This window comes from Pseudoalteromonas sp. S558 (genome assembly GCF_005886635.1).
GTDB classification, from domain to species: Bacteria; Pseudomonadota; Gammaproteobacteria; order Enterobacterales; family Alteromonadaceae; genus Pseudoalteromonas; species Pseudoalteromonas aliena.
This window is the reverse complement of record NZ_PNDU01000017.1, coordinates 1-23,112: the sequence shown is the minus strand read 5'-3', so window position 1 is coordinate 23,112 and position 23,112 is coordinate 1. Positions and strand designations below refer to the sequence as shown.

At 38.6% G+C, this 23,112-nt stretch carries 21 protein-coding genes and 2 tRNA genes; 11 read left to right on the top strand and 12 right to left on the bottom strand.

Annotated features, from left to right (window positions below; all coding sequences use genetic code 11):
• Nucleotides 1-90: 90 nt before the first annotated feature.
• On the top strand, nt 91-777 hold the full coding sequence (locus tag CWB66_RS01385) for a M48 family metallopeptidase (RefSeq protein WP_138584050.1): 687 nt from the start codon (nt 91-93) through the stop codon (nt 775-777).
• A 30-nt stretch (nt 778-807) separates the two neighbouring features.
• Here the strand turns inward: CWB66_RS01385 and CWB66_RS01380 are convergent.
• A tRNA-Tyr gene (locus CWB66_RS01380) sits at nt 808-892 on the bottom strand.
• 49 nt (nt 893-941) lie between these two features.
• Nucleotides 942-1,026 (bottom strand) — tRNA-Tyr (locus CWB66_RS01375).
• Between the two features lie 112 nt (nt 1,027-1,138).
• On the opposite strand from CWB66_RS01375, the gene CWB66_RS01370 reads away from it, so the two are divergent.
• Nucleotides 1,139-1,666, top strand: coding sequence for a VC2046/SO_2500 family protein (locus tag CWB66_RS01370; RefSeq protein ID WP_138584049.1), 528 nt, complete (start codon nt 1,139-1,141; stop codon nt 1,664-1,666).
• 319 nt (nt 1,667-1,985) lie between these two features.
• Nucleotides 1,986-2,288 (top strand): DUF6172 family protein, encoded by a 303-nt coding sequence (locus CWB66_RS01365; RefSeq protein ID WP_002961433.1) that lies wholly within the window; start codon nt 1,986-1,988, stop codon nt 2,286-2,288.
• Nucleotides 2,289-2,755: 467 nt separating this feature from the next.
• Here the strand turns inward: CWB66_RS01365 and CWB66_RS01360 are convergent, their stop codons facing one another.
• From CWB66_RS01360 to CWB66_RS01350, 3 genes are all read right to left on the bottom strand, one after another.
• The gene (locus tag CWB66_RS01360; protein WP_138584048.1) at nt 2,756-3,235 is read right to left on the bottom strand and encodes a YchJ family protein; all 480 of its coding nucleotides are present in this window, start codon (nt 3,233-3,235) and stop codon (nt 2,756-2,758) included.
• Between the two features lie 30 nt (nt 3,236-3,265).
• A complete protein-coding gene (locus CWB66_RS01355; RefSeq protein ID WP_138584047.1) occupies nt 3,266-3,709 on the bottom strand; it encodes a SulA-like leucine-rich domain-containing protein in 444 nt (147 codons plus the stop codon).
• Between the two features lie 290 nt (nt 3,710-3,999).
• The gene (locus tag CWB66_RS01350; protein WP_138584046.1) at nt 4,000-4,464 is read right to left on the bottom strand and encodes a tetratricopeptide repeat protein; all 465 of its coding nucleotides are present in this window, start codon (nt 4,462-4,464) and stop codon (nt 4,000-4,002) included.
• A 118-nt stretch (nt 4,465-4,582) separates the two neighbouring features.
• Here CWB66_RS01350 and CWB66_RS01345 point away from each other — a divergent pair, with 118 nt between their 5' ends.
• Nucleotides 4,583-5,875: an NCS2 family permease gene (locus CWB66_RS01345; RefSeq protein ID WP_138584045.1), complete on the top strand. Its 1,293-nt coding sequence runs from the start codon at nt 4,583-4,585 to the stop codon at nt 5,873-5,875.
• A 78-nt stretch (nt 5,876-5,953) separates the two neighbouring features.
• Here CWB66_RS01345 and CWB66_RS01340 read toward each other — a convergent pair whose 3' ends face one another.
• Nucleotides 5,954-6,712, bottom strand: a complete 759-nt coding sequence (locus CWB66_RS01340; protein ID WP_138584044.1) for a hypothetical protein — start codon at nt 6,710-6,712, stop codon at nt 5,954-5,956.
• A gap of 300 nt (nt 6,713-7,012) precedes the next feature.
• On the opposite strand from CWB66_RS01340, the gene cysB reads away from it, so the two are divergent.
• On the top strand, nt 7,013-7,990 hold the full coding sequence (gene cysB / locus CWB66_RS01335; protein WP_077537641.1) for an HTH-type transcriptional regulator CysB: 978 nt from the start codon (nt 7,013-7,015) through the stop codon (nt 7,988-7,990).
• 76 nt (nt 7,991-8,066) lie between these two features.
• Here cysB and CWB66_RS01330 read toward each other — a convergent pair whose 3' ends face one another.
• The 3 genes from CWB66_RS01330 to pabB all read right to left on the bottom strand — a co-directional run bounded on the left by CWB66_RS01330 (nt 8,067) and on the right by pabB (nt 11,484).
• Nucleotides 8,067-9,443: an L-serine ammonia-lyase gene (locus CWB66_RS01330; RefSeq protein WP_077537642.1), complete on the bottom strand. Its 1,377-nt coding sequence runs from the start codon at nt 9,441-9,443 to the stop codon at nt 8,067-8,069.
• A gap of 100 nt (nt 9,444-9,543) precedes the next feature.
• Nucleotides 9,544-10,119 carry an NUDIX hydrolase gene (locus tag CWB66_RS01325; protein WP_138584043.1) on the bottom strand — a complete coding sequence of 192 codons (576 nt, stop codon included), beginning with the start codon at nt 10,117-10,119 and terminating at the stop codon, nt 9,544-9,546.
• A gap of 6 nt (nt 10,120-10,125) precedes the next feature.
• Nucleotides 10,126-11,484 (bottom strand): aminodeoxychorismate synthase component I, encoded by a 1,359-nt coding sequence (pabB, locus tag CWB66_RS01320; protein ID WP_138584042.1) that lies wholly within the window; start codon nt 11,482-11,484, stop codon nt 10,126-10,128.
• 155 nt (nt 11,485-11,639) lie between these two features.
• Between pabB and CWB66_RS01315 the strand changes: the two genes are divergently transcribed.
• The 5 genes from CWB66_RS01315 to CWB66_RS01295 all read left to right on the top strand — a co-directional run bounded on the left by CWB66_RS01315 (nt 11,640) and on the right by CWB66_RS01295 (nt 19,687).
• Nucleotides 11,640-13,166 (top strand): fumarate hydratase, encoded by a 1,527-nt coding sequence (locus CWB66_RS01315; protein WP_138584041.1) that lies wholly within the window; start codon nt 11,640-11,642, stop codon nt 13,164-13,166.
• 427 nt (nt 13,167-13,593) lie between these two features.
• On the top strand, nt 13,594-14,634 hold the full coding sequence (locus CWB66_RS01310) for a Leu/Phe/Val dehydrogenase (protein ID WP_138584040.1): 1,041 nt from the start codon (nt 13,594-13,596) through the stop codon (nt 14,632-14,634).
• Between the two features lie 136 nt (nt 14,635-14,770).
• On the top strand, nt 14,771-15,409 hold the full coding sequence (locus CWB66_RS01305; protein ID WP_138584058.1) for a chloramphenicol acetyltransferase: 639 nt from the start codon (nt 14,771-14,773) through the stop codon (nt 15,407-15,409).
• A 168-nt stretch (nt 15,410-15,577) separates the two neighbouring features.
• Nucleotides 15,578-16,402, top strand: coding sequence for a M90 family metallopeptidase (locus CWB66_RS01300; protein ID WP_138584039.1), 825 nt, complete (start codon nt 15,578-15,580; stop codon nt 16,400-16,402).
• Nucleotides 16,403-16,507: 105 nt separating this feature from the next.
• A complete protein-coding gene (locus CWB66_RS01295) occupies nt 16,508-19,687 on the top strand; it encodes an amidohydrolase family protein (protein WP_138584038.1) in 3,180 nt (1,059 codons plus the stop codon).
• Nucleotides 19,688-19,796: 109 nt separating this feature from the next.
• On the opposite strand, the gene CWB66_RS01290 is transcribed toward CWB66_RS01295, so the two are convergent.
• A complete protein-coding gene (locus CWB66_RS01290) occupies nt 19,797-20,153 on the bottom strand; it encodes a hypothetical protein (protein WP_096792834.1) in 357 nt (118 codons plus the stop codon).
• A 150-nt stretch (nt 20,154-20,303) separates the two neighbouring features.
• On the opposite strand from CWB66_RS01290, the gene CWB66_RS01285 reads away from it, so the two are divergent.
• Nucleotides 20,304-21,056 carry a Nif3-like dinuclear metal center hexameric protein gene (locus CWB66_RS01285; protein ID WP_077537651.1) on the top strand — a complete coding sequence of 251 codons (753 nt, stop codon included), beginning with the start codon at nt 20,304-20,306 and terminating at the stop codon, nt 21,054-21,056.
• A 20-nt stretch (nt 21,057-21,076) separates the two neighbouring features.
• Here CWB66_RS01285 and CWB66_RS01280 read toward each other — a convergent pair whose 3' ends face one another.
• Together CWB66_RS01280 and CWB66_RS01275 are read right to left on the bottom strand one after the other, a co-directional pair.
• Nucleotides 21,077-21,841, bottom strand: a complete 765-nt coding sequence (locus CWB66_RS01280) for a YdcF family protein (protein ID WP_138584037.1) — start codon at nt 21,839-21,841, stop codon at nt 21,077-21,079.
• Between the two features lie 54 nt (nt 21,842-21,895).
• Nucleotides 21,896-22,783, bottom strand: coding sequence for a LysR family transcriptional regulator (locus tag CWB66_RS01275; protein ID WP_077537653.1), 888 nt, complete (start codon nt 22,781-22,783; stop codon nt 21,896-21,898).
• Nucleotides 22,784-23,112 lie beyond the last annotated feature (329 nt).

Here is a 23,112-nt window from a genome sequence, read left to right as displayed (position 1 = left end):
ACTTTAACTAATAAAGCTAATTTTTTTAATTAAGATGATGCTAATATATTACCTAGATGGGTAAATAATATTTATATTTGAGAAATTGAAGTGTTTGAATATCAGCTAAAAAAAAGCGCACGAAGAAAAACCGTTGCGATTAAAGTTCATAACCAGCAGGTAACCGTATACGCACCTAGCTATATTGCAAAAAAGCAGATTGATAGTTGGCTTTTAGAAAAAAAGACATGGGTTGATGCGCAATTGCTTAAGCAACTCACTGTTGTTGACTGCAAGCAATACCCCTTTGAAACTAAAAAAATATGTATTTATTCTGAGCAAGTAAATGTGCAGTTTGAGCAAGGTCACTACTCTGGTGTAAAACCACAACTAGCTGGCTTGTTAATTACGGTATCTAAACGTGTTAAACATCAACAATTAAAGTATCAAAAATTATTAGAAGAGTATTTAAAAGAGCAGCTAACAGCTTATATAGAAATGCGACTTACGTATTTTTGTACACAAATGAACGAGGCTTTACCACACAATTTGAGTATTGCGATTTATAAAAGAAAGTGGGGGAGTTGTAACAGCAAACGTGATTTGACCTTTAATCTACACCTTATTGGTGCACCACAGCACATAATTGATTATGTAATAGTTCATGAGTTAGCTCATCTGCGTCATTTAAACCACAGTAAAGCATTTTGGCAGCGAGTTGAAATATTTTACCCTGATCATAAATCAGCATCACAATGGTTAAAAATTAATGGAATGAGCTTACAGTGGATGTTTTAGACTTTATTGCTTACAAGGGAAGATTAAAAGTGGTGGAGGGAGCTGGATTCGAACCAGCGAAGGCTGAGCCGTCAGATTTACAGTCTGATCCCTTTGGCCGCTCGGGAACCCCTCCACACTAATTTTGTTACATTTGGCCCCACTTAACTTAGCGGTAAGAAAAGTGGTGGAGGGAGCTGGATTCGAACCAGCGAAGGCTGAGCCGTCAGATTTACAGTCTGATCCCTTTGGCCGCTCGGGAACCCCTCCAATGCAACGGCGCTGATAATAGCAAAATATGTATTTAAGTAAAGAAAAAAACTAAAGAAAAATGAAAAAAAGCCGATAAATATCTATAACCTACAACAATCGGCTAAAGACTATGCAAATCGATGATTTGTTGATCACTGAGAACCAATTAAGCACACGGCTTAACAAAAGTGTGCACGAACAGCGAAGAGGAGAGTTTTCTCTTTTGCTCGCAATGTTATCGCATGACGCACTTGATTTTAGCCAATTTCACTTACCAAAAACAGAACTCGAAGACGCAATTATTACTGATGATGCGCTTCGCAAACAATTGGGTGTTGGTCCTAAGCAACTTTTAGCGCCAGATAAATTTGATATGTTGATTGGTCAACATAACGCTTCACTACTGATCAGTGCTGGAGAACGCTCTGGAATGAACGATATTAAATTGAATCATTGTTTGAATCCAGAGCCCCTCTTTATAAGAGATGATGTAACGCATATTCCGTTGAATATCATTGATAATTGCGAGCTTGCTGTGCGTAGACGTATAAAAAACACAGAAACGCAACTTTCTAATCCAGCGATGGACGCCGCTGCTTTTTACGATCTCCTTAATAACGATGCTTTACATGACCCTTTACACTTAGTTACTGCTTGAGAAAATATCTAATAGGAAGCAGCAAGCGTGTTAGTTATGTGATTCAGGGATAAATGCATATTGTAATTTAACCTAGGAAATTGACTCTTACTTACCGATTGATTTACCTTCTTACAGCTTTAAAAGTTAGGTATATCGAGTAACCCTATATGTTGTTTTTTGTGTTTTCGCATCACTATTACTGATTAATTTAATGATATTGGCTAATAATTGATTTAGTGCAAAAAAAGCATCCAAAAGTTAATTGCAATTGCTATAATGATCGCAAATGGTATGACTGAAATGCCGCTATCATTAAACCAAGGTAATTAGGAACGTAATGAAGAAAACATTCACGCTGAATCACGAGAAAATCAAATACCCTCGTATGGTTGATGCTGCAAAGCATGAAGTGAAAAAATATTTGAAACGAGAGCGCAATAAAACACTACCTGAAGATGCAGATTATTGGGCATTTGACTGTAAGTTTGGTAACACAGCTGAAGATGCACAAGTTGTGCACGTAGCTGAATTAAGTAACCAAATTGGTGAAATTGAAAAGCAAGGTCTGACTTCTTTCTATGTAGAGATTTTAGCACGACCAGCTCAGCGTCAACAGTTAGACTTAGATGATGACGAATAATATTTAGTCAGTATTCGAAATTATAAAATGGGCTCAAGTGGCTCATTTTTTGTTTTACGCTATAAATATTAAGTGTGGGCGTTTATCGGTTGTTCACTAAAACAGAGGAGGCATGTTTAAATAATACCAATCCGCAATAATACTTAATCAATTTGAGGGATTAAACCTGACGCTAACTTTGTTAAAAATTTCTGATATAGAACAACTAAAGGACAAATTTTTTGCCTTGTTATCGATACGATTTCCTTCCCTCAAAATAGATCACTTAATTAAGCGAATCGGTATAAGCAAGTTTGGTGCGCTGGTAAATGTAGCGTTTAAACGCTAACTACACACCGCAATAATTGGCATAAACATGAATAAGGTAGCTACAAGAGTAGAGGGGGGTTAAGTGTATTTATATCAATAAAGGACTGCCTATAATCAACAATCCTTACTTATGTAAAGGGGTTAAATAAAATTATATATTACACACTGTGGCATTTTTTGTATTTCTTATTACTACCACATGGACAATCATCATTTCTACCCACCTTAATATCCGTAACTGGAAATATAGTGCCATCTAAATAACGCCATTGAGCATTTTCTTTAATGAATTGCGATTTTTCGTGAAGTTCACAAAACAGACTTTGGTAAAAGTACTGAGCTTTAAATTCCACTTCGCCTTTATCTTCATCATGGTGTGAGCTAATGACATCAAGATTTATAAATCGACAGCTGTTAGCAAAATCGTTTATTTCTTTAATAGGATTTTCAGCTTGCTTTTCACTTGCATAGGTTTGGTAAACATATTTTGCATTTTTAAGTACATAAGCTGTATAACGCGAACGCATTAGTTGTTCAGGAGTCTGAGCTTGTTGTTTTGCTAAATGAAGAGGTTCGCAGCAGTCTGCATATTCTTGCTGACTGCCACATAAACAGCTTATAGAGTTCAGTGAGTTCATAGTTGTTCTACACAGTATAAAAGCGTTAGTTTAACAAGCTTGTTGGCTATGGGGTATCTTTGTAATTTGAATATTTTTTGTAAAACAGTAAAGTTTTGTTCGTGTTTTACTCAGATCTAAAGATAAGCTATTAAGTAATTGGTTATTTACTATGTCTGTCCATGTAATTACTGCTGAAAAATTACCGTTATGTAACGCCGAATTTAATACATACTCTAAATTGACTAGGTGCTTTTGTCTAATAACAAGTAATTTACTTGTATCAATAGAGCATGAATCAAGTAATGCTTTACTAGGTACGTTATCTGGTGCGATTAATAATGTCCATGCGTTTAGATTATTGTACTGATGTAGCACCTTTAATAACTCAAATGTCGCAGATATCTCATCTTCAATCTGAATTAAATTAACACAATCACTTTTATCGTCTTGCTGGTAGCTTTTAACTGTTCTAATTGTAATAGGCTGTAACATTTTAGTTATCTCACTGGGTTTATATACAGTATTTATATACAGTAGTTTATACAGTGCTTTTGCGCAAGTATTATTTGCTATTTATTTGTACAGTTATTCTTTTTTAAATATTCAATTAGATTTAATTTTTAAGTAGGTCCTTGATAATTAATGTTTTTATATTTTATACCACTTCTAGCTTAAATTTTAATTATAGAGTGCTATTGCTACTATGACTTAGCCAGCAGGTGGTTGCAGCGTTTCTTACGGTGACTTTATACAGGTGTTTTATGAATAAAATACGTAGATGATTATTCTGTAGGGGAAGTATGAGAGATCAAATGAGAAAACTGCAACTGGTGAATTTGCTCATACAAACTAGCTGCATAACATTGTGCATCTTTAAAGCGTTTGGTTTCAATATGTTTACGTAGATCGGCTAAAGCCGCCGTCGCAGGTTTATGACCTTGACTACTTGATAAGCTTAGCCATGCTGCAGCATGAAAAACACTTTGCGGTACGCCTTGCCCTTTAACAAAAAATAGTCCCAAATAAAATTGTGCTCGGTGATCTCCCGACATAGCAGCCAAACGCATCCATTTTGCGGCAAGTGGATGTTGGTCATTTTTTAAATAATAAAGTGCCTTATTAAGAGAGCCTTGCGGGCGATCCTCATTATTTGGCGCTAAATTAGCATCATTAGGTTGCGTTACAAAAGACAATATATTGTCTAATTGTTGCTCTAAATTCTGGCCTGTTGGTGTTGTATTTATCATATTCGTCTTTTTGTTATTTTAGCTACTTCAATAGTTTAGTATACCGCAAGGTAAAATGTCCTGTAAAAAATTATTTTTATGATAAAATCTCGTCACTTTTTATTATCATAAGTTTATTATGCTCGAAGCCTTATTTAAAATTAATGAAAATGGTTCCTCGGTTCGCCGTGAGTGTATCGCTGGGGTAACTACATTTATCACCATGGTTTATATCGTGTTTGTGAATCCTGCAATGTTAGCTGAAGCAGGAATGGATCAAGGAGCAGCCTTTGTCGCTACATGTATTGCTGCTGCTATTGGTTGTTTTATTATGGGCTTATGGGCTAATTATCCATTAGCACTTGCGCCTGGTATGGGATTGAATGCCTTTTTTACTTACGGTGTTGTGCTGGGAATGGGGTACACGTGGCAAGCCGCATTAGGTGCTGTGTTTATGTCGGGCTGTATATTTCTATTTTTAAGCTTATTTAAAGTTCGAGAGTGGATCATTAATGCGATTCCCTTAGTTTTAAAACAGGCTATTGCAACAGGTATTGGTGCATTCTTAGCGCTAATTGCGCTTAAAAATGCAGGGATTATCATCGCGAGTCCAGCTACTTTAGTCCAGCTAGGCGATATAACATCAGCGGGCCCATTGTTAGCTATTTTTAGCTTCTTTATTATTGCAGCACTTTTATATCGCGATTTTAAAAGTGGTGTTTTAATTAGCATTTTATTGGTGACTGTTATAGCACTAGGTTTAGGGCTTGTTGAATATCATGGTGTGGTTGCTATGCCGCCTTCTATTTTACCTACCTTTATGCAGCTTGATTTTGGTGCGGCACTTGAGCTTTCAATGCTCAGTGTTATTTTTGCATTCTTGTTTGTTGATTTATTTGATACTTCAGGGACATTAGTCGCTGTAACACAAAAAGCGGGATTGGCTGATGAAAAGGGCAATATGCCTCGCTTAGGACGAGCATTGAGTGCAGACAGCACTGCCACAATTGCAGGTGCAATGTTGGGTACTTCAACAACAACATCTTATATCGAGTCGGTTGCAGGTGTATCTGTAGGTGGGCGAACAGGCTTAACTGCTGTTGTTGTTGGTATTTGCTTTTTACTAATGATGTTTTTTGCACCACTTGCGCAGATGGTGCCTATTTACGCAACGGCTGGAGCCATTTTATATGTGGCTGTATTAATGCTGCAAAATCTGAAATTTGTAAATTGGGATGACATGACCGATGCTATTCCGGTGACTGTTGTATTATTAATGACGCCATTAACTTTTTCTATTGCACATGGTATTGCACTGGGTTTTATATCGTATACTGCAGTTAAAGTGCTGTGTGGCAAGCGAGATGAAGTCTCAATTAGTGTCTGGATTTTAACTGTGTTATTTGTTGTTAAGTTTGCGTTTTTGTCGTGATAGATGCTGATGAATATTAACAACTGACCATAAAAAAGCCCATATAATTGTATGGGCTTAACTAAAAAAGATAAATGCTTACCATTTCTTTTTAGGGGCAAATAATACATCTAAATCGTCTTGCTCTTGCTCATTTTTCTTTTTAAGTGCTGTGGCGTTCGAAGCTCTAAGCTCAACGCTTATCGCCTCTAAATAACCCTCAACCTCTTGAAGCTTTGCTGTTACGTACTCATCAGCGAATGAAACAGAGTTTAATGTTGCATAGGCTTTTTCAAAATATTGTCTTGCAGAGCCAACCATGCTCGCCGCTTGTGCAGATACGCCGCGTTTAATTTGGCTTTCTATGTTTATTCTAAGCTGAAGCCTTTCAAGACGTTTGTCTTCTCCTGAAAAAACTTGGCTATCAACTCTACCCTTAGCATGCTCTGATCGTAAAATTGCACGTAGTTTTTTAATACCTTGAATAAGGCCAACAAGCTGTTTATCGTTACTAGGAATAGATAGTGCATCACTATTATTACCTTGAATATTGCTTGATAGGTGTTCTTTTGCTTCGGTTAAACGGCTTTTTAGTGCTTTAGAGCCCGGCGAGTTAATAACCATGGTATTAAGTGCTTCATAAATACGTCGTTGCAATACTCTTATAATGTGTTCCGATAACGGAATATTAGCATTGTTCATTAATGCTTCTTCGGTTTCTTCTATTATCGCTTTTTGTTTTGTAAGCTCTTTGCGACGTTTGCCTTCTTGCTTTTCTTTGTGTTGCTGAACTGCATTAACCCAAAGCGCAATCACAATCAGTGCAACTATAAGCACTATTATAATAGAAACGATCATGTTGTAATTCTCGGATTCATAAGCTAATTAATTAATCTTACATTAAATATATGGTAACGGGGTAGTTTTACAATGATTAACTTAAAAATAGACTAATAATGTATTGAAAGTCTACGCAATTATAAGATAAATCGGAATAATCATTGCTATCTGAAGTATATTTATTGTGCTAGCCTTGAGCTCCAGACGTATAAATGCAAACACACTGGCCTAAAACTACGATTAAAGTAGAATAACGCTTGGACATAACACCTATTGCCTTTATATATAATATGAATAACAACGTTAAAATATGCAGCCATGAAATTACAACAACTCAGATACATAGTAGAAGTACAAAATCATAAACTAAATGTTTCAGCCACTGCTGAGAGCTTATTTACCTCACAGCCCGGCATTTCTAAACAAGTACGAATGCTAGAGGATGAGTTGGGAGTACAAATATTTGGTCGCAGCGGTAAACATTTAACGCATGTAACGAGTGCGGGTAAAGAAATTATTCATATATCACGTGAAATCTTATCGAAGGTCGAAGGTATAAAAGCAGTCGCAAATGAACATACGCTACCAGATCAGGGTAAGTTAAATATTGCTACGACTCATACCCAAGCGCGTTATGCGCTTCCGAATGTTATTCAAGGGTTTATGAAAAAATACCCTGCAGTATCACTTCATATGCACCAAGGTACACCGCAACAAATATCAGATGCAGCAGCACGCGGTGATGCCGACTTTGCTATTGCAACAGAAGCACTGCATTTGTATTCAGATTTAGTTATGTTGCCTTGCTACCATTGGAACCGCAGTATTGTTGTCGCTAAAGATCATCCATTAGCTAAAAAAGCAAATAGTTTAACTGTGGCTGATATTGCTCAATATCCACTTATAACCTATGTATTTGGTTTTACGGGGCGCTCAGAGCTAGACAAAGCATTTAGTGCACATGGGCTCGAACCACATATTGTATTTACCGCAACCGATGCTGACGTTATAAAAACGTATGTACGTTTAGGGTTAGGCGTAGGTGTTGTTGCCTCTATGGCGATAGATCAAGTGAGCGATACCGATTTAGTGTGTATTGATGCGAGTCACTTATTTGAAGCAAGTACAACCAAAATTGGCTTTAGAAAGGGTAGTTTTTTGCGTACTTACATGTATGATTTTATAGAACGTTTTGCCCCGCACTTAACTAAAGAGCGAGTAGAGCGAGCAAGTTTATTACGCAACCAAGATGACGTAGATAAGTTATTTGCAGATATAGAGTTACCCGTTAAATAATGTCACTATATTGAACGAATAATAAAAGAGCCGCCTATTTTAAAATAGGCGGCTTTTTCTTTTTATAGAGAGCAGATCAACATTCGATAATGTTAACGGCCAACCCACCGCGAGCGGTTTCTTTGTACTTTGTTTTCATATCGTTGCCAGTTTCAAGCATGGTTTTTATCACTTTATCAAGTGATACCTTTTGCTCGCCACTGCCACGTATAGCTAAACGTGAAGCGTTAATTGCTTTAATAGCGCCCATTGCATTACGCTCAATGCATGGAACTTGCACTAAGCCACCAACAGGGTCGCAGGTGAGACCTAAATTATGCTCCATGCCAATTTCTGCTGCGTTTTCTACTTGCACTACATTGCCACCAACAATTTCAGTTAATGCACCGGCTGCCATTGAGCACGCTACGCCAACTTCACCTTGGCAACCTACTTCGGCACCCGAAATAGAGGCATTCTTTTTATATAAAATACCAATAGCAGCGGCCGTTAACAAATAACGCGTGGCGATATCGCGGTCTACTTCTTTTACAAACGTGTGATAGTACATAAGTACAGCGGGTAAAATACCCGCAGCACCGTTGGTTGGGGCGGTTACTACACGACCACCAGCCGCATTTTCTTCGTTAACTGCAAGAGCAAATAAATCAACCCAATCCATTGCACGCAGTGGATCGTTACTGACTTCTATATTTAGTTTTAAGTATAAGCTTGGCGCACGACGCTTTACTTTTAAGCCACCGGGTAAAATACCTTCGGTACGCATACCACGGTCGATACAGGCCATCATTACTTGCCAAATATGGAACAGTGTGTCTTTTACTTCGTCTTCAGTGCGCAGTGTCTTTTCGTTTTTCATCATCAAGCTTGAAACACTCAACCCTGACTCTTTACACATTTCTAGTAACTCTTTTGCACTACCAAATGGAAAAGGGGCGGGGTTTTCTTCTCTAATATCGAGGGCTGCTTGTTTTTCGTTTTCAAACTCTTCGTCAGTAACAATGAAGCCACCGCCAATAGAGTAATATACTTTGCTGTAAATTTTTTCGCCGTTGTTTGAGGCGATAATTTCCATTGCATTAGAATGCTTAGGAAGCGTTTTGCGACGATGAAAAACAATTGCGCCTTGTTTTGGAAACTTTGCTTTGTGTGTTTGGTTTAAATAAATAACCTGATCTTTTTCAATAGTTGCTAAAATATCATCGACTAAATCGGCATCTATTGTTTCAGGATCGTAACCAGCCAGGCCAAGTATTACAGCTTTACCTGAGCCATGGCCTACGCCTGTTTGACCTAGTGAGCCATAAAGCTCTACTTTAATATCGGTAACATTTGCTAATAATTGTTTTTCTTGGAGTTCATTAACAAATAAGCGTGATGCGCGCATTGGGCCAACGGTATGCGACGACGAAGGGCCAATACCGATGCTAAACATATCAAATGCACTGATCATAATGTGTGTCTCTACTTTGTTTCTCAGCACTAAGCTGCTCTTTGAACGGTCGAGTATGATAACGTGGAATTGTGACTGTGTAACTACTAATAACAAAGATTTAAACTGGTAGGGCGAGTTGTTTTGTAAAGTTTTTTATAATACTTGCGGTAGCACCCCAGAGTAATCCATGGGGTGTTTTAAATCCTTGCAATATTACAGTTTTTCCAAATCGTTGAAAAGGCAGGGGTTGCCAGTTAGCTTCGTTATTTAGCTCAGTAATAGACAGTAAAAAGCTCGCTTGCACTTCGTTATAGTCATTTTCCCACGTGGTACTTTTATTCAGTAAACCTACATAGGGGCTAATACTAAAACCCGTTAAGGTTGAATACTCAGGTAAGTGGCCTAATACATTAACGTTGTTTTGGGCAATATTTAGCTCTTCTTTTAGTTCGCGCAGTGCTGTGGTGCGAAGAGTTATGTCGCTTACTTCAAATTTGCCGCCGGGCAAACAAATCTCCCCTGGGTGATGGTGTAAATAAGTAGGACGTTTACACAATAAAATATGCGCATGATTATCTACATCAATAATTGGTAGCATCACGGCGCTCGCGCGTTTTTTACGCGTATCTTTTAACTGGTTTGGCGCAGCTGTAGGGCTTAACAGAAACCGCGCCATAATGTGTTCACTATTCAAAGCGACCTACTGTTTTAATAAAGGGAGGATTTTATTTACTTTATCGTAAGTTTCTTGATATTCCAATTCGACTTTAGAATCAGCGACTATTCCGCCACCGGCCCAGCAGTAAATTTGCGTTTTGTGGCACACCAATGTGCGAATAGTGATACTGGTGTCCATATTTCCACACGCACTTAAATAACCAATTGAACCACAATAAATACTACGGCGATGTGGTTCTAGTTCTTCAATTATTTCCATCGCTCTAATTTTGGGCGCACCGGTGATTGAGCCACCTGGGAAAGCCGCTTTTAGCTGATCGACTGCAGTTTTACCCTCGTCAAGTACTGAGGTTACCGTGCTCACTAAATGATGCACTGCCGGAAAGGTTTCAATAGCAAAAAGGGAAGGGACGTGAACGCTGCCTGGTTTTGCTACTTTACTTAAATCGTTACGCAGTAAATCAACGATCATGACATTTTCAGCGCGATCTTTAGCTGATGCTGCGAGTATTTGGGCTTGGCGTTGATCCTCCAGCGCGTCCGCTTTTCGCGGTAATGTACCTTTAATAGGCTTTGTTTCTACAACGTTATTATTTACAGATATAAAGCGCTCAGGAGAAATTGATAAAATAGCCCCTTGTGGATGATTTATAAAGCTTGAGAACGGCGCTTTATTTGCTTCACGTAGTTTAATATAAGCTGCCCAAGGGGAGCCTTCAAACTGAGCGTTGAAGCGCTGTGCTAAATTAATTTGATAGCAATCACCACTTTTTAAATACTCCTCAATTTGGGCAAATTTTGCAGCGTATTCCGTTTTGCTCATATTTGATTGCCAGTCGCTGTTTAGGGCAAAGCACTGCGTATTAACTTGAGATTTAACGTGTGTATTTAAATATTGCTGATAAAGCGCTAATCGATCGGTATTTGGCTGCGATACATAAAACCAGCTTTGTTGCTGCTTGTCGTAAATAAGGGCATCTAAGTAAAGACCAATAGCCATTTGCGGAAGATTAATATCTTCGATAGCAATTGTAGGCATGTTTTCAATTGTACGGCCTAGGTCGTAACCAAGATAACCAAGCCAGCCGCCGTTAAAGGGTAAATCGTAATCGGCTTTTGTTTTATCAAGATGCGAAAGCTCATTGTTCATAATTTCAAAGCAGTTATCACTACTTTCTATATTATTTAAAAAGCTTTTATTATTTTTTACTTCAAGGGTACTTTGCGGCTCAATGGCAATAATATCAAAACGGCTGTTTATATGATTACTATTTGCAGAATCTAATAGAATTGCATAAGGCAAATGTGAAAAATGCGCAAAAACGTCAATGCAGTTTTGTGTTATGCCTAATTTAATACAATTTTTTTTATTGTTTAGCATTTACTGCCCCTTTAAGAACTGGCTCGAAACGGGCTGGGAGGGTATCATAAGTCAAATTTTTTGGCAGCACTAAGCTGTAAAAAACAGTGCAAACCACCGTCACCGGTTTGATTTAGATTACGCGACAACGCGTAACGGTAACTTAAGGAACCACTATGAGTACAATTTGTCAGCAAGACTTTATTGATAGCATTGAAGATGCATTACAATATATTTCGTTCTATCACCCACTTGATTTTGTTCAAGCACTCGAAAAAGCGTATAACAAAGAACAAAGTAAAGCGGCTAAAGACGCCATTGCACAAATTTTAATTAACTCACGCATGTCGGCCGAAGGCAAGCGTCCACTTTGCCAAGATACCGGTATTATTACCTGTTTTGTTAAAGTAGGTATGGATGTTAAGTGGGATAAAACAGACTTAACCGTTCAACAAATGGTTGATGAAGGTACTCGTCGTGCATATTTGAATCCAGATAACCCTTTACGTGCATCTATTGTTGCAGACCCTGCTGGTACGCGTAAAAACACGAAAGATAATACGCCTTCGGTTGTGCATATTGATTTAGTAGCGGGTGGTAAAGTGGAAGTCATGGTTGCGGCTAAAGGCGGCGGCTCTGAAAACAAAAGTAAAATGGTTATGCTAAACCCGTCAGATGATGTAGCTGAATGGGTAGAAAAAACACTACCAACAATGGGCGCAGGTTGGTGTCCACCTGGCATGCTAGGAATAGGTATTGGTGGTACGGCTGAAAAAGCGGCAGTAATGGCTAAAGAGTCGTTAATGGACCCAGTTGATATTCACGAGTTAATAGAGCGCGGCGCAGAAACAACTGAAGAAAAATTGCGTTTAGAAATTTTTGAACGTGCTAATAAATTAGGTATTGGCGCACAAGGCTTAGGCGGTTTAACAACGGTTGTTGATGTTAAAATTAAAACAGCACCAACGCATGCAGCTTCAAAACCTGTAGTAATGATCCCTAACTGCGCGGCAACTCGCCATGTACATTTTACGCTTGACGGTTCTGGCCCTGCTAATTTAAAAGCACCTAAGCTGGAAGATTGGCCACAAGTAACATTTGAAGTAGGCGAAGGCACACGTCGTGTTGATTTAAATACACTGACTAAAAAAGATGTTCAAGAATGGAAAATGGGCGAAACCGTTTTACTTTCAGGCATTATTTTAACAGGTCGTGATGCAGCGCATAAACGTCTGCAAGATATGATCAATTCAGGTGAAGGCTTACCAAAAGGCGTAGACTTTGATAATAAATTTATTTATTACGTTGGTCCTGTTGATGCGGTACGTGATGAAGCAGTAGGTCCTGCAGGCCCTACAACAGCCACTCGCATGGATAAATTTACCGATATGATGCTAGAAAAAACAGGCATTGTAGGCATGATCGGTAAAGCTGAACGTGGCCCTGCAACGGTTGAATCTATTAAACAACATAAGTCTGTTTATTTAATGGCTGTAGGCGGCGCAGCTTACTTAGTATCTAAAGCGATTAAAAAAGCACGCGTAGTTGCTTTTGAAGATTTAGGTATGGAAGCTATTTATGAATTTGAAGTTGAAGATATGCCAGTGACCGTTGCAGTAGACAGTGAAGGCGCTAATGCGCACACGCAAGGCCCTGCAATCTGGAAAGCTAAAATTGAAGAGCTTGATAGTAAGTTAAAATAACGCAAGTTATGCATTAGAAAAGCGAGCCGAGTGCTCGCTTTTTTGTTTTTTCAAATAGGGTTGTTATCAAGCCTACAGCTCTGACCAGTTTGCGGGAAAACTCACTTTTTACTGAAAACCTATAGGCAGCAGTATGTGGCGGGTTAGTAGCACTTGTATACTAAACTTTACACACAATAATGATTTTACGTTCACGTAAACGTGAACTATATAATTACTTTAACCTGTAGTTTTTAAGACTTACTAATCGCTATTTTATGGATTTTTTATCTACTTAAAAGTTTAAATTTGATTATTTAATTCAATGGCGTTTTTTCATTGGTTTTATCTTCAGTCAATGTAGCGAACACGAATATGAAGTGATAAAGTCTCGACAATTTCCAGCGCGCATACCCTCTCACGGGTTAACTATTTCGGAGTATTTTAAGTGGCTGTGTTTAATCGAGTTGAATTTGATAACCATGAACAAGTGGTTTTTTGTTCTGATGAAGAGTCGGGTTTAAAAGCAATTATTGCTGTACATAATACCAACCTAGGTCCTGCAGTTGGCGGATGTAGAATGTGGGATTATGCGAACGACGAAGATGCTGTTTACGACGTGCTACGTTTATCAAAAGGCATGACTTATAAAAATGCAGTTGCGCGCTTACCATTTGGTGGCGGTAAATCTGTAATTATAGGTAATGCGAAAGAAATTAAATCTGAGCAGTTATTTCGTGCATTCGGTCGCCAGTTAGAGCGATTAAATGGCAGTTATTATTCAGCAGAAGATGTAAACATCACATGTGCTGATGTAGCTATTATGAATAAAGAAACTAATTACGTATTGGGTCTTGAAGGTAAAAGTGGTAACCCATCGCCATTTACAGCATACGGTACGTTTTTAGGAATTAAAGCAGCGCTACAGCATCAACGTGGTCATCAATATTTTGCAGGTGTAAAAGTGGCTGTTCAAGGTTTAGGTGCTGTTGCTTATGGTTTATGTAAGCATTTAGCTGATGCGGGCGCTGAGTTGTTTGTAACTGATATTAACCAAGTTGCAATTGATCGCGTAGTTAATGATTTTGGTGCGACTGCGGTTGGCATTGATGAAATTTACGACTTAGATGTTGATGTTTATGCACCTTGTGCATTAGGTGCAACTATTAACGATTTAACGATACCGCGTTTAAAAGCGACTATTATTGCAGGCTGTGCTAATAATCAGCTGGCAGAGTCTCGCCACGGTGAAGTTATTCGTGAAAAAGGCATTTTATATGCACCAGATTACGTAATTAACGCGGGTGGTATTATTAATGTTTATTACGAAACAGCGCCAGAAGGTTACAGTGCAGCAGCGTCTAATAAACATGTTGAAGGTATTTTTAATACGTTAACGGAAATCTTTGCTCGAAGCGAAAAAGAGCAAAAATCTACGCATTTAATTGCTGACGAATTAGCGCAAGAGATCATCAAAAACGGTCTATAAATTTAAGCTAAAATGCAATAAAGGTGTGCAATTGCACACCTTTTGTTTATCTGTAAGTTAATGCAATTGTTATTGAACAGCGGTACACTTTATTTTTAATTTTGTGCGGCAAATTATGACTCCCTCAACTTCTCTCATGCAGCCTATCGATTTAGATAATTGGCCTAGAAAGCAACACTTTGAATTATTTAAACACTTTTCTCAGCCTTATTTTAATGTGTGTGTGCGTTTAGATGCTCAAGCACTGTACGACTATTGCAAAACCAATCAATTTTCTTTTTTTCAAGCGTATGTATATTGCACCTTAAAAGCGTGTCATAAGGTCGACTCAATAATGCTACGTATAATAGATAATCAACCATGGCTACTTAACAGTGTTCGCGCAAGTGTGGTGGAACTGGCTGAAGACGATACGTTTGTTTTTAGTTATTTTAATAGCGCAAGCGATTTTAAAGAGTTTGCAAATCATGCAAGTGACGTAAGCAAAAAAGCGAAACAACAGCCGTTATTTTCTGATGCATTTGCCCAAACAGAGGGGCAAGCTGATTTAATTCATATATCTGTTTTGCCGTGGCTGAATTTTAGTGCGTTTTCGCATGCATTTAGTGAAGGGGAGAGTTTGGGTATTCCTAAATTTGTATTTGGTCAGTTTGATAAACACACAGGCACAATGCCTTTAGCTATCGATGTACACCATTCATTAATGGATGGTTTGCATGTAGCGAAATTTATAAACACATTGCAGAATACATTTGACACCTTTTGCAAAGGTTAATCTTAAAAGTCACCATTTTAACGGTAGTGCAAAGTAGTAAGTAATTTATAAGTAGTTTATAGGTCACACAATTCGAATTACTTTATATTCAAATACATAACCTTATATCCTTGAAAAGCACGTGTGCTGGACATATTTATATACCATACCTTAGCTCAGGAAATCCCCATGATAAATGGACTGTTAATTGTTGTTTTAATTCTTTTTGTGGTGATTTTCTGGCGTTGGCCATCAATTCAAAACCGATTATGGCGCAGTAAATATAAAGACTTTGCTTTAAATTCGCAGCAAAAAGATATTTTACTGCGTTGCATGCCCATCTATAAAAAAATGACCGACGCCGACAGAGAAAAATTAGAGCGACACATAACGTGGTTTTTAAACGAAAAACGCTTTGTCGGTTGTGATGGCTTAAAGCTAACGTCTGCAATGAAGTTAATTGTTGCCGCCGATGCGTGTGTATTAGTGCTTAATAAACCTTGGCCGTTATATAGAAATGTAAAAGAAATTTTATTATACCCAAGTGCTTATTACGCCCCGCAATCAACACGCGATAGTGCAGGGCTTGTGAGTTACCATAATGCGGTAAGGCTTGGTGAGTCTTGGCCTGGCGGCACACTAGTACTCAGTTGGCATGACGTGCTTGAAGGTAATCGCTTGCCAAGTGATGGGCATAATTTAGTTTTTCATGAATTTGCGCATCAACTGGATCAAGAAACAGGTAAAACAACAGGCACGCCACTTTTAAAAAGCTCAGCAGATTACAAGGAGTGGGGCCGAGTATTTAGCCGCGCGTTTACGCAGTTGAAAAGTCATGTTGCTTATAGCATGCCACACGTTATTCACAGCTATGGTGCAACTAACGAAGCTGAATTTTTTGCTGTACTCACCGAAACCTTTCTTGAAAAGCCCGCAGAGCTGCGACGATACGATCCTGAAATTTATAGTATGCTCGTTAATTACTATCAATTTGACCCTATAGTTTGGCATTAAACTTATATAAACCGCGCTTTATCATATAACACTGGTAAGTTTCGCCTGTTTTTGTTGCAATCATATGAAATAGTTTTTACTGCAACAATAACAAGCGAGAAACGCATGAAAAAAATGCTTCATACAGTATTGGCATTGTCGGTGTCATTAGCGATAGGGCAAGTGAATGCCGCTGAAAAAGATGAACAAAAATGGCAAGTAGATTCACCTAAAGGGCAATTTGTTGACGCTGCAATTAGCGTTGAGCAAGGCACTTGGATGAATATTGATGTAAGCCCAGATGGTAAAACGGTAGTATTTGACTTACTTGGCGATATTTATACTATGCCAATGAGTGGTGGTATAGCCACAAAGCTCACCTCTGATATTGCATGGCAAATGCAACCTCGCTTTAGCCCTGACGGCAAAAATATTGCGTTTACCTCAGATCAAGGGGGTGGCGATAATATTTGGATTATGGACTTAACTGGTGAAAACCAACACGCAGTTACTGACGAAACCTTTAGATTACTAAATAGCCCTGCATGGAGCCCAGATGGTGATTACTTAGTTGCGCGTAAACACTTTACAGCTAGCCGCTCACTCGGTGCAGGTGAAGTGTGGCTTTACCATAAAGCAGGCGGTAAAGGTGTACAGCTGACAAAGCGTGAGAACGATCAAAAAGATTTAGGTGAGCCAATGTTTTCACCTAATGGCAGATATGTCTATTTTTCGCATGATGCAACACCCGGTAAAACCTTTCATTATTCAAAGGATTCTGTAGCGGGTATTTATAAAATTAAACGTTACGACCGCGAAACGGGCGAAATTGAAACCGTGATTGATGGCATGGGTGGTGCTATAAGACCAACGCCGTCACCTGATGGCAAAAAGCTTGCTTATATAAAACGCGATGATTTTCAAACTAGTCTTTATTTATATGACTTAACCAGCGGTGAGCACACTAAGCTTTACGATAAGCTTGAGCGTGACATGCAAGAGACATGGGCTATTCATGGGGTTTATCCTACTATTGCATGGACACCCGACAACAAAGAGCTGGTATTTTGGGCTGGTGGTACAATTCACACATTAGATGTTGCTGAAAAATCGGTAAAAACCATTCCTTTTAAAGTGCAAACGACTAAAAAAATCCAAAAAGCGGTGCGCTTTACACAAAACTTAGATACTGATGAGTTTGATGTAAAAATGCTGCGAAATGTGCAGGTAAGCCCAGATGGCGAAACGGCCATTTTTGAAGCGCTTGGGCATATTTATAAACGTGATTTAGAGTCGGGTAAAATTAAGCGTTTAACAAAGCAAACTGATCATTACGAATTATTTCCGCAGTACTCCCGCGATGGTAAAAAAATAGTGTACACCACATGGGATGATAACAAGCAAGGCACAGTTCGTGTTGTGTCTGCTCGCAGTGGTCGTGGCGATACCATTACTACGCAGCCAGGCAAGTATGTAGAAGCAACGTTTAGTCCAGATGGAAAGACGGTTGTTTATCGTAAAGCCACTGGCGGCAGTATTTTAAATCCTAAATGGTCACTTAATCCAGGTGTTTACAGCGTAAGCACCAAAGGCGGAAAGAGTGAACTTATTTCAAAAAGTGGTTATCAACCACAATTTGGTGCAGCAAACGATCGCGTTTACATTATGAGTCCTTGGCCAAAACCCACATTGAGTATGGTTGAGCTTGAAAGTAAGAAAGTTCGTAAACTGTACGAGTCAGAACATGCGACAGAATTTAGAGTATCACCAGATGGCAAATATTTAGCGTTTGCTGAGCGATTTAAAGTATTTGTGACTCCCTTTGTCGAAAATGGCAAAACAATTAATATTGGGCCTAAAGATAGCCAGTTCCCTATAGAGCAGCTATCGGTGCGTGCGGGTGAAAACATTAGTTGGAGCGCTAAAAGCAACACGCTTTACTGGACATTAGGGCCTGAGCTTTATCATGCAAGCCTTGAGGGGATGTTTGCTATTAACAAAGCCGAAGATGCCGACTTTAAAGTGAAAAGTGGCGATAATATCGGTTTCAGTAAAAAAATGGCTGAGCCTAAAGGTATGATTGCGCTTACTGGTGCAAAAATTATTACTATGGACGGCGAAAAGGTTATTGAAAATGGTGTAATTATCACCGATGGCAAGCATATTAAAGCAATTGGTTCAGCCAGCGAGATAAGTATTCCTAAAGGTGCTGAAGTGATAGATGTAACAGGCAAAACTATTATGCCTGGTATTGTTGATGCCCATGCTCATGGCTCGCAAGCAAGCGATGAAATTATACCGGAGCAAAATTGGAAAAACTTTGCAGGTTTAGCGTTAGGTGTCACTACAATTCACGATCCATCAAACGATACCTCTGAAATATTTACCGCGAGTGAAATGCAAAAGGCAGGCATGATTGTTGGCCCGCGTATTTTCTCAACCGGTACTATTTTATATGGCGCAAATATGCCAGGTTATACGTCGCATATTGACTCGTTAGACGATGCTAAATTTCATTTAGAGCGCCTTAAAAAAGTAGGGGCGTTTAGTGTTAAATCGTATAACCAACCACGTCGTGAGCAGCGCCAACAAGTTATTGAAGCAGGTCGTGAACTTGAAATGATGGTAGTACCTGAAGGCGGCTCATTATTACAACATAACTTAAGTATGATTGTAGATGGACACACAGGTATTGAGCATTCAATCCCTGTAGAGAACATATACGACGATATAAAGCAGTTATGGTCGCAAAGTGATGTTGGCTATACACCAACACTTGTAGTCGCTTATGGTGGCATTTGGGGTGAAAATTACTGGTACGATAAAACTGATGTGTGGAATCATCCGCGTTTAAGTAAATTTGTGCCTAAAAATCAATTATTACCACGCTCTATGCGCCGCATTAAAGCGCCCGATCATCACTATAATCACTTTAATAACGCACGCGTTGCTGCTGAGCTGCAAGACCTAGGTGTGCTCGTTAACTTAGGTGCTCACGGTCAGCGTGAAGGCTTAGGTGCACACTGGGAGATGTGGATGTTTGCACAAGGCGGAATGACACCGCTTGAGGCTATACGTGCATCAACACTCGATCCGGCTAAGTATTTAGGGCTTGATAAAAACGTAGGCTCGCTTGAAGTGGGCAAACTGGCAGATTTAATGGTTATAGATGGCGATCCGCTCAAAAATATTCGAGATTCGGATAAAGTAGATTACACCATGATCAATGGCCGATTATTCAATGCAGAGACAATGAATGAAGTGGGCAAAAAAGAACGCGAACCACTTTACTTCGAAAAGTTATAATTTATTTTGATCTTTTGAAAGCGGCTATTAGCCGCTTTTTTTAGCTTTGAAAATAGCAGGCATAAAAAAACCGCTTAGCGCGGTTTCTTTTAAAAATCATAAATGTTGATTAAACAACACCGCGCGGTAAGCGACAATCATGATCTTTACGAGCTAAAATTACAATCCAAAGCTCTTCCGCTGTGTAACCTTCTTCATTTTCGGTAACAACAGTGAATGGGGCTTTTTTCTGTGCTTTTACAGGCGCAGCCGCTTTGGTTTTAGTTTTTTTAGCAGGCGCTTTTGGTGTTGTTTTACCAGAGCTTAATTCTTCAGTCAGCTCTACTAAATCAGCTAGGCGTAAATTTTTACCGCCATCAATGCTGTACCAGCCAGGTTTAGTTGTGATTTCAGGTTTTTTACCATTGGCAGCTTCGTACGCTGCTTCAAAGGCAGATAACACTTCTGTTTTGTCTAGTTTGCTCATCAGAGACCCTATACGTTGTGAACACAGATAAAGAAGACGTATTTATACCTATTTTGAATCAGTTTTTCAATTTTTTGAGATTTTCCTTTCATTTTTACGCCATAAACGCCAAAATTTGCACAAAATTCAGTACTTAGTAAGGTAAGTTATATGCAACGTCGAGAATTTAACCAACTATTAAACGACATTTTGAAACCTCATACAATTAAAGATTTTTGCCCAAATGGTTTGCAAGTTGAGGGTAAAAACGAGATAAAAAAAATTGTAACCGGTGTAACGGCAAGCCAAGCATTAATTGATGCAGCAATAGCTCAAAAAGCAGATGCTATTTTGGTCCATCACGGTTATTTCTGGAAAGGAGAATCTCAACCAATTACGGGTATAAAAAAACGCCGTATAGGCGCATTATTAGCAAACGATATTAATTTATTCGCTTATCATCTGCCTCTTGATGTTCACCCTGAAATAGGTAATAACGCGCAACTTGCAAAGTTACTCGATATTGAAATAGAAGGTGGACTTGAATCTGTTGTAAATAGCGTGGCGATGAAGGGGCATTTAAAAACGCCACTGTCAGGTGAAGAATTTGCAGACAAAATTGCAAAAGTGCTGAATCGCACACCGCTTATCAGTTTAGTACGCGCTGCTAAGATTGAAACCATTGCACTGTGCACCGGTGGAGGGCAAGGATATATTGATTTAGCTGCAGAGCAAGGTATTGACGCCTATTTAACTGGTGAAGCATCGGAGCAAACAATTCATAGCTCTCGTGAGCAAAATATTGATTTTTTTGCAGCAGGGCATCATGCAACAGAGCGCTATGGTGTAAAAGCTTTGGGTGAATTACTCAAGCAAGAGCATGGCTTTGACGTGACATTTATAGATATAGATAATCCTGTTTAGTATCAGCTTAGTAGTGTGAATTAAAGCGCCTCTGGATTTATCCAGCGGCGTATATCTATCCAAATACTTCTTATTACTTCGTGACTATATTGTGTAACAACGAGTAAAGCTTGGGCATTGGGAATAAACTGTTTGCTCCACGGCAGCGCTGCAAAATTATGATAATCAGTGGCTGCAGTTATGACTTCAATGCCTTGAGCATTAAAGAGATTTGTTGCGCGTGGCATGTGCAGTACAGATGTTACTAGCGCAACTTTAAAGTCGACTAATTTTGATGCCAGTAACTTAGCTTCTTCACCAGTATCCATTGCTTTTGGATTTTGGAATATACGGCTTTTATTAATTCCTAAACTCACCGCTGTTTGATACATAAGCCCGCTATTAGTAGTATTTTGATAACCCCCGCCTGAAACTATAAGCTCTGCATTAGGGTAGTGCTTGGCAAGTTTTACACCTTCTACTAAGCGTGTTAGTGCACAATTACCTAGTTGATTATTTGCACTTAAAGCTGGATTTGGGTTTATATCGCAACCTAGTACAACTATTTTGTCTATTTTTGGATGCTTTAGGGTATTAAATGCAAGCGACGCAGGTTCATTATTTTGGATAATTAAATTGGCGATAAAGGGTGTGCTCAATGCAAGTAATACAATTAAGCTTAAAGTAGATAAGAAGAGAGCTGATTTGCGGCCTTTAAATGCGAGTAGGAGCATCAGGCACGCAAATAAACCAAATAGAGGTAGTGGCATAAGTAAGCCACCAATCATTTTTTTAATAACAAACATAAGAGTTAAACGCTGTAGGGTTAATTACAGCGATATTACTTATTATATTGATGATTATCGACCGTTATTTAGCTTACACGTATTTAAAAAGTGACGATAAACAGGGTTATCTTTCATGTCTTTTTTCATCGCTAAATACATAGGGCGAGTAAGCCCAAGTGCTCCTAGCGGAATAGACTTAATTAAGCCTTGGCTTTCATAAGGGGTAACTAACCAATCAGGTAATGCAGCAACGCCCATCCCAGCACTCACTAATTGAAAAATAAGCAGCCCTTGATCCACCGTTTTTAACGTGCCGTCAAACCGTGCATTTTGAATGAAGTGTTTAAAAATATCTTGGCGTTCACGTGGAATAGGGTATGAAATAATGGTTTCGTTTTTTAAGTCAAGCGCGGTGACATAGGCTTTTTTTGCTAAATCGTGATCTGGAGCGACAATAAGTTTGAGTTTAAAGTCGAATAAATGGGCATATTCGAGTTTATCTGGCTCACGTATATCAGACGTCAAAACTAAGTCGAGTTCATCGCTTAGTAAGTCAGGAATAGCGTCATAACTAAAGCCGCGTTCGTAATCAATTTTTATATCGGGCCAAAAGTTATTAAATTCTTTAATCGTAGGTAGTAACCAATGAAAACACGCATGGCATTCTACGCTCAAGCTAAGTTGAGAAATCGGCTGGTTTAAACTTTCTTTTAATCGGCACTTAGTTGCTTCTACCTTAGGCAGTATTTCGTGTGCAAGTTCAAGCAATAGCATGCCTTGTGGAGTGAATCGCACTGGCTGAGTTTTACGCTCAAACAATTGGCAATCTAATTTATTCTCTAAATCCTTGATTTGATGAGATAAAGCTGACTGTGTTAAAAATAGCTCTCGTGCTGTATTAACCAAGGAACCGGTTTCTTTTAGTGTTGCAATGGTTTTTAAATGTTTAATGCCAATCATCTTTAAAAATTCTCATGGGGAAAAGTAAATACAGCTCAGATTAACTACATACTACCTCTATATAAAATGCGTTTCAACGTCTAGATGGCTAAATGGAGGGGTTTTTATTATAAATAGATTAAAGATTAAAAAAATTAATTTTTTACGTAATTAAAAAACTGATTGGAACAGTTGTAGATGAGTTTACTTCATGTTTAATGTTGAAAATATATCTGTTATGGAATAGCTTGCTTTAATACCTTGTTCTAAATAAAAAATTTTTAACGACGTTATAGTGCAATTTAATTCGTTAAATTGATCAAAGATTTATGCAGGTTGGTATTACCTTA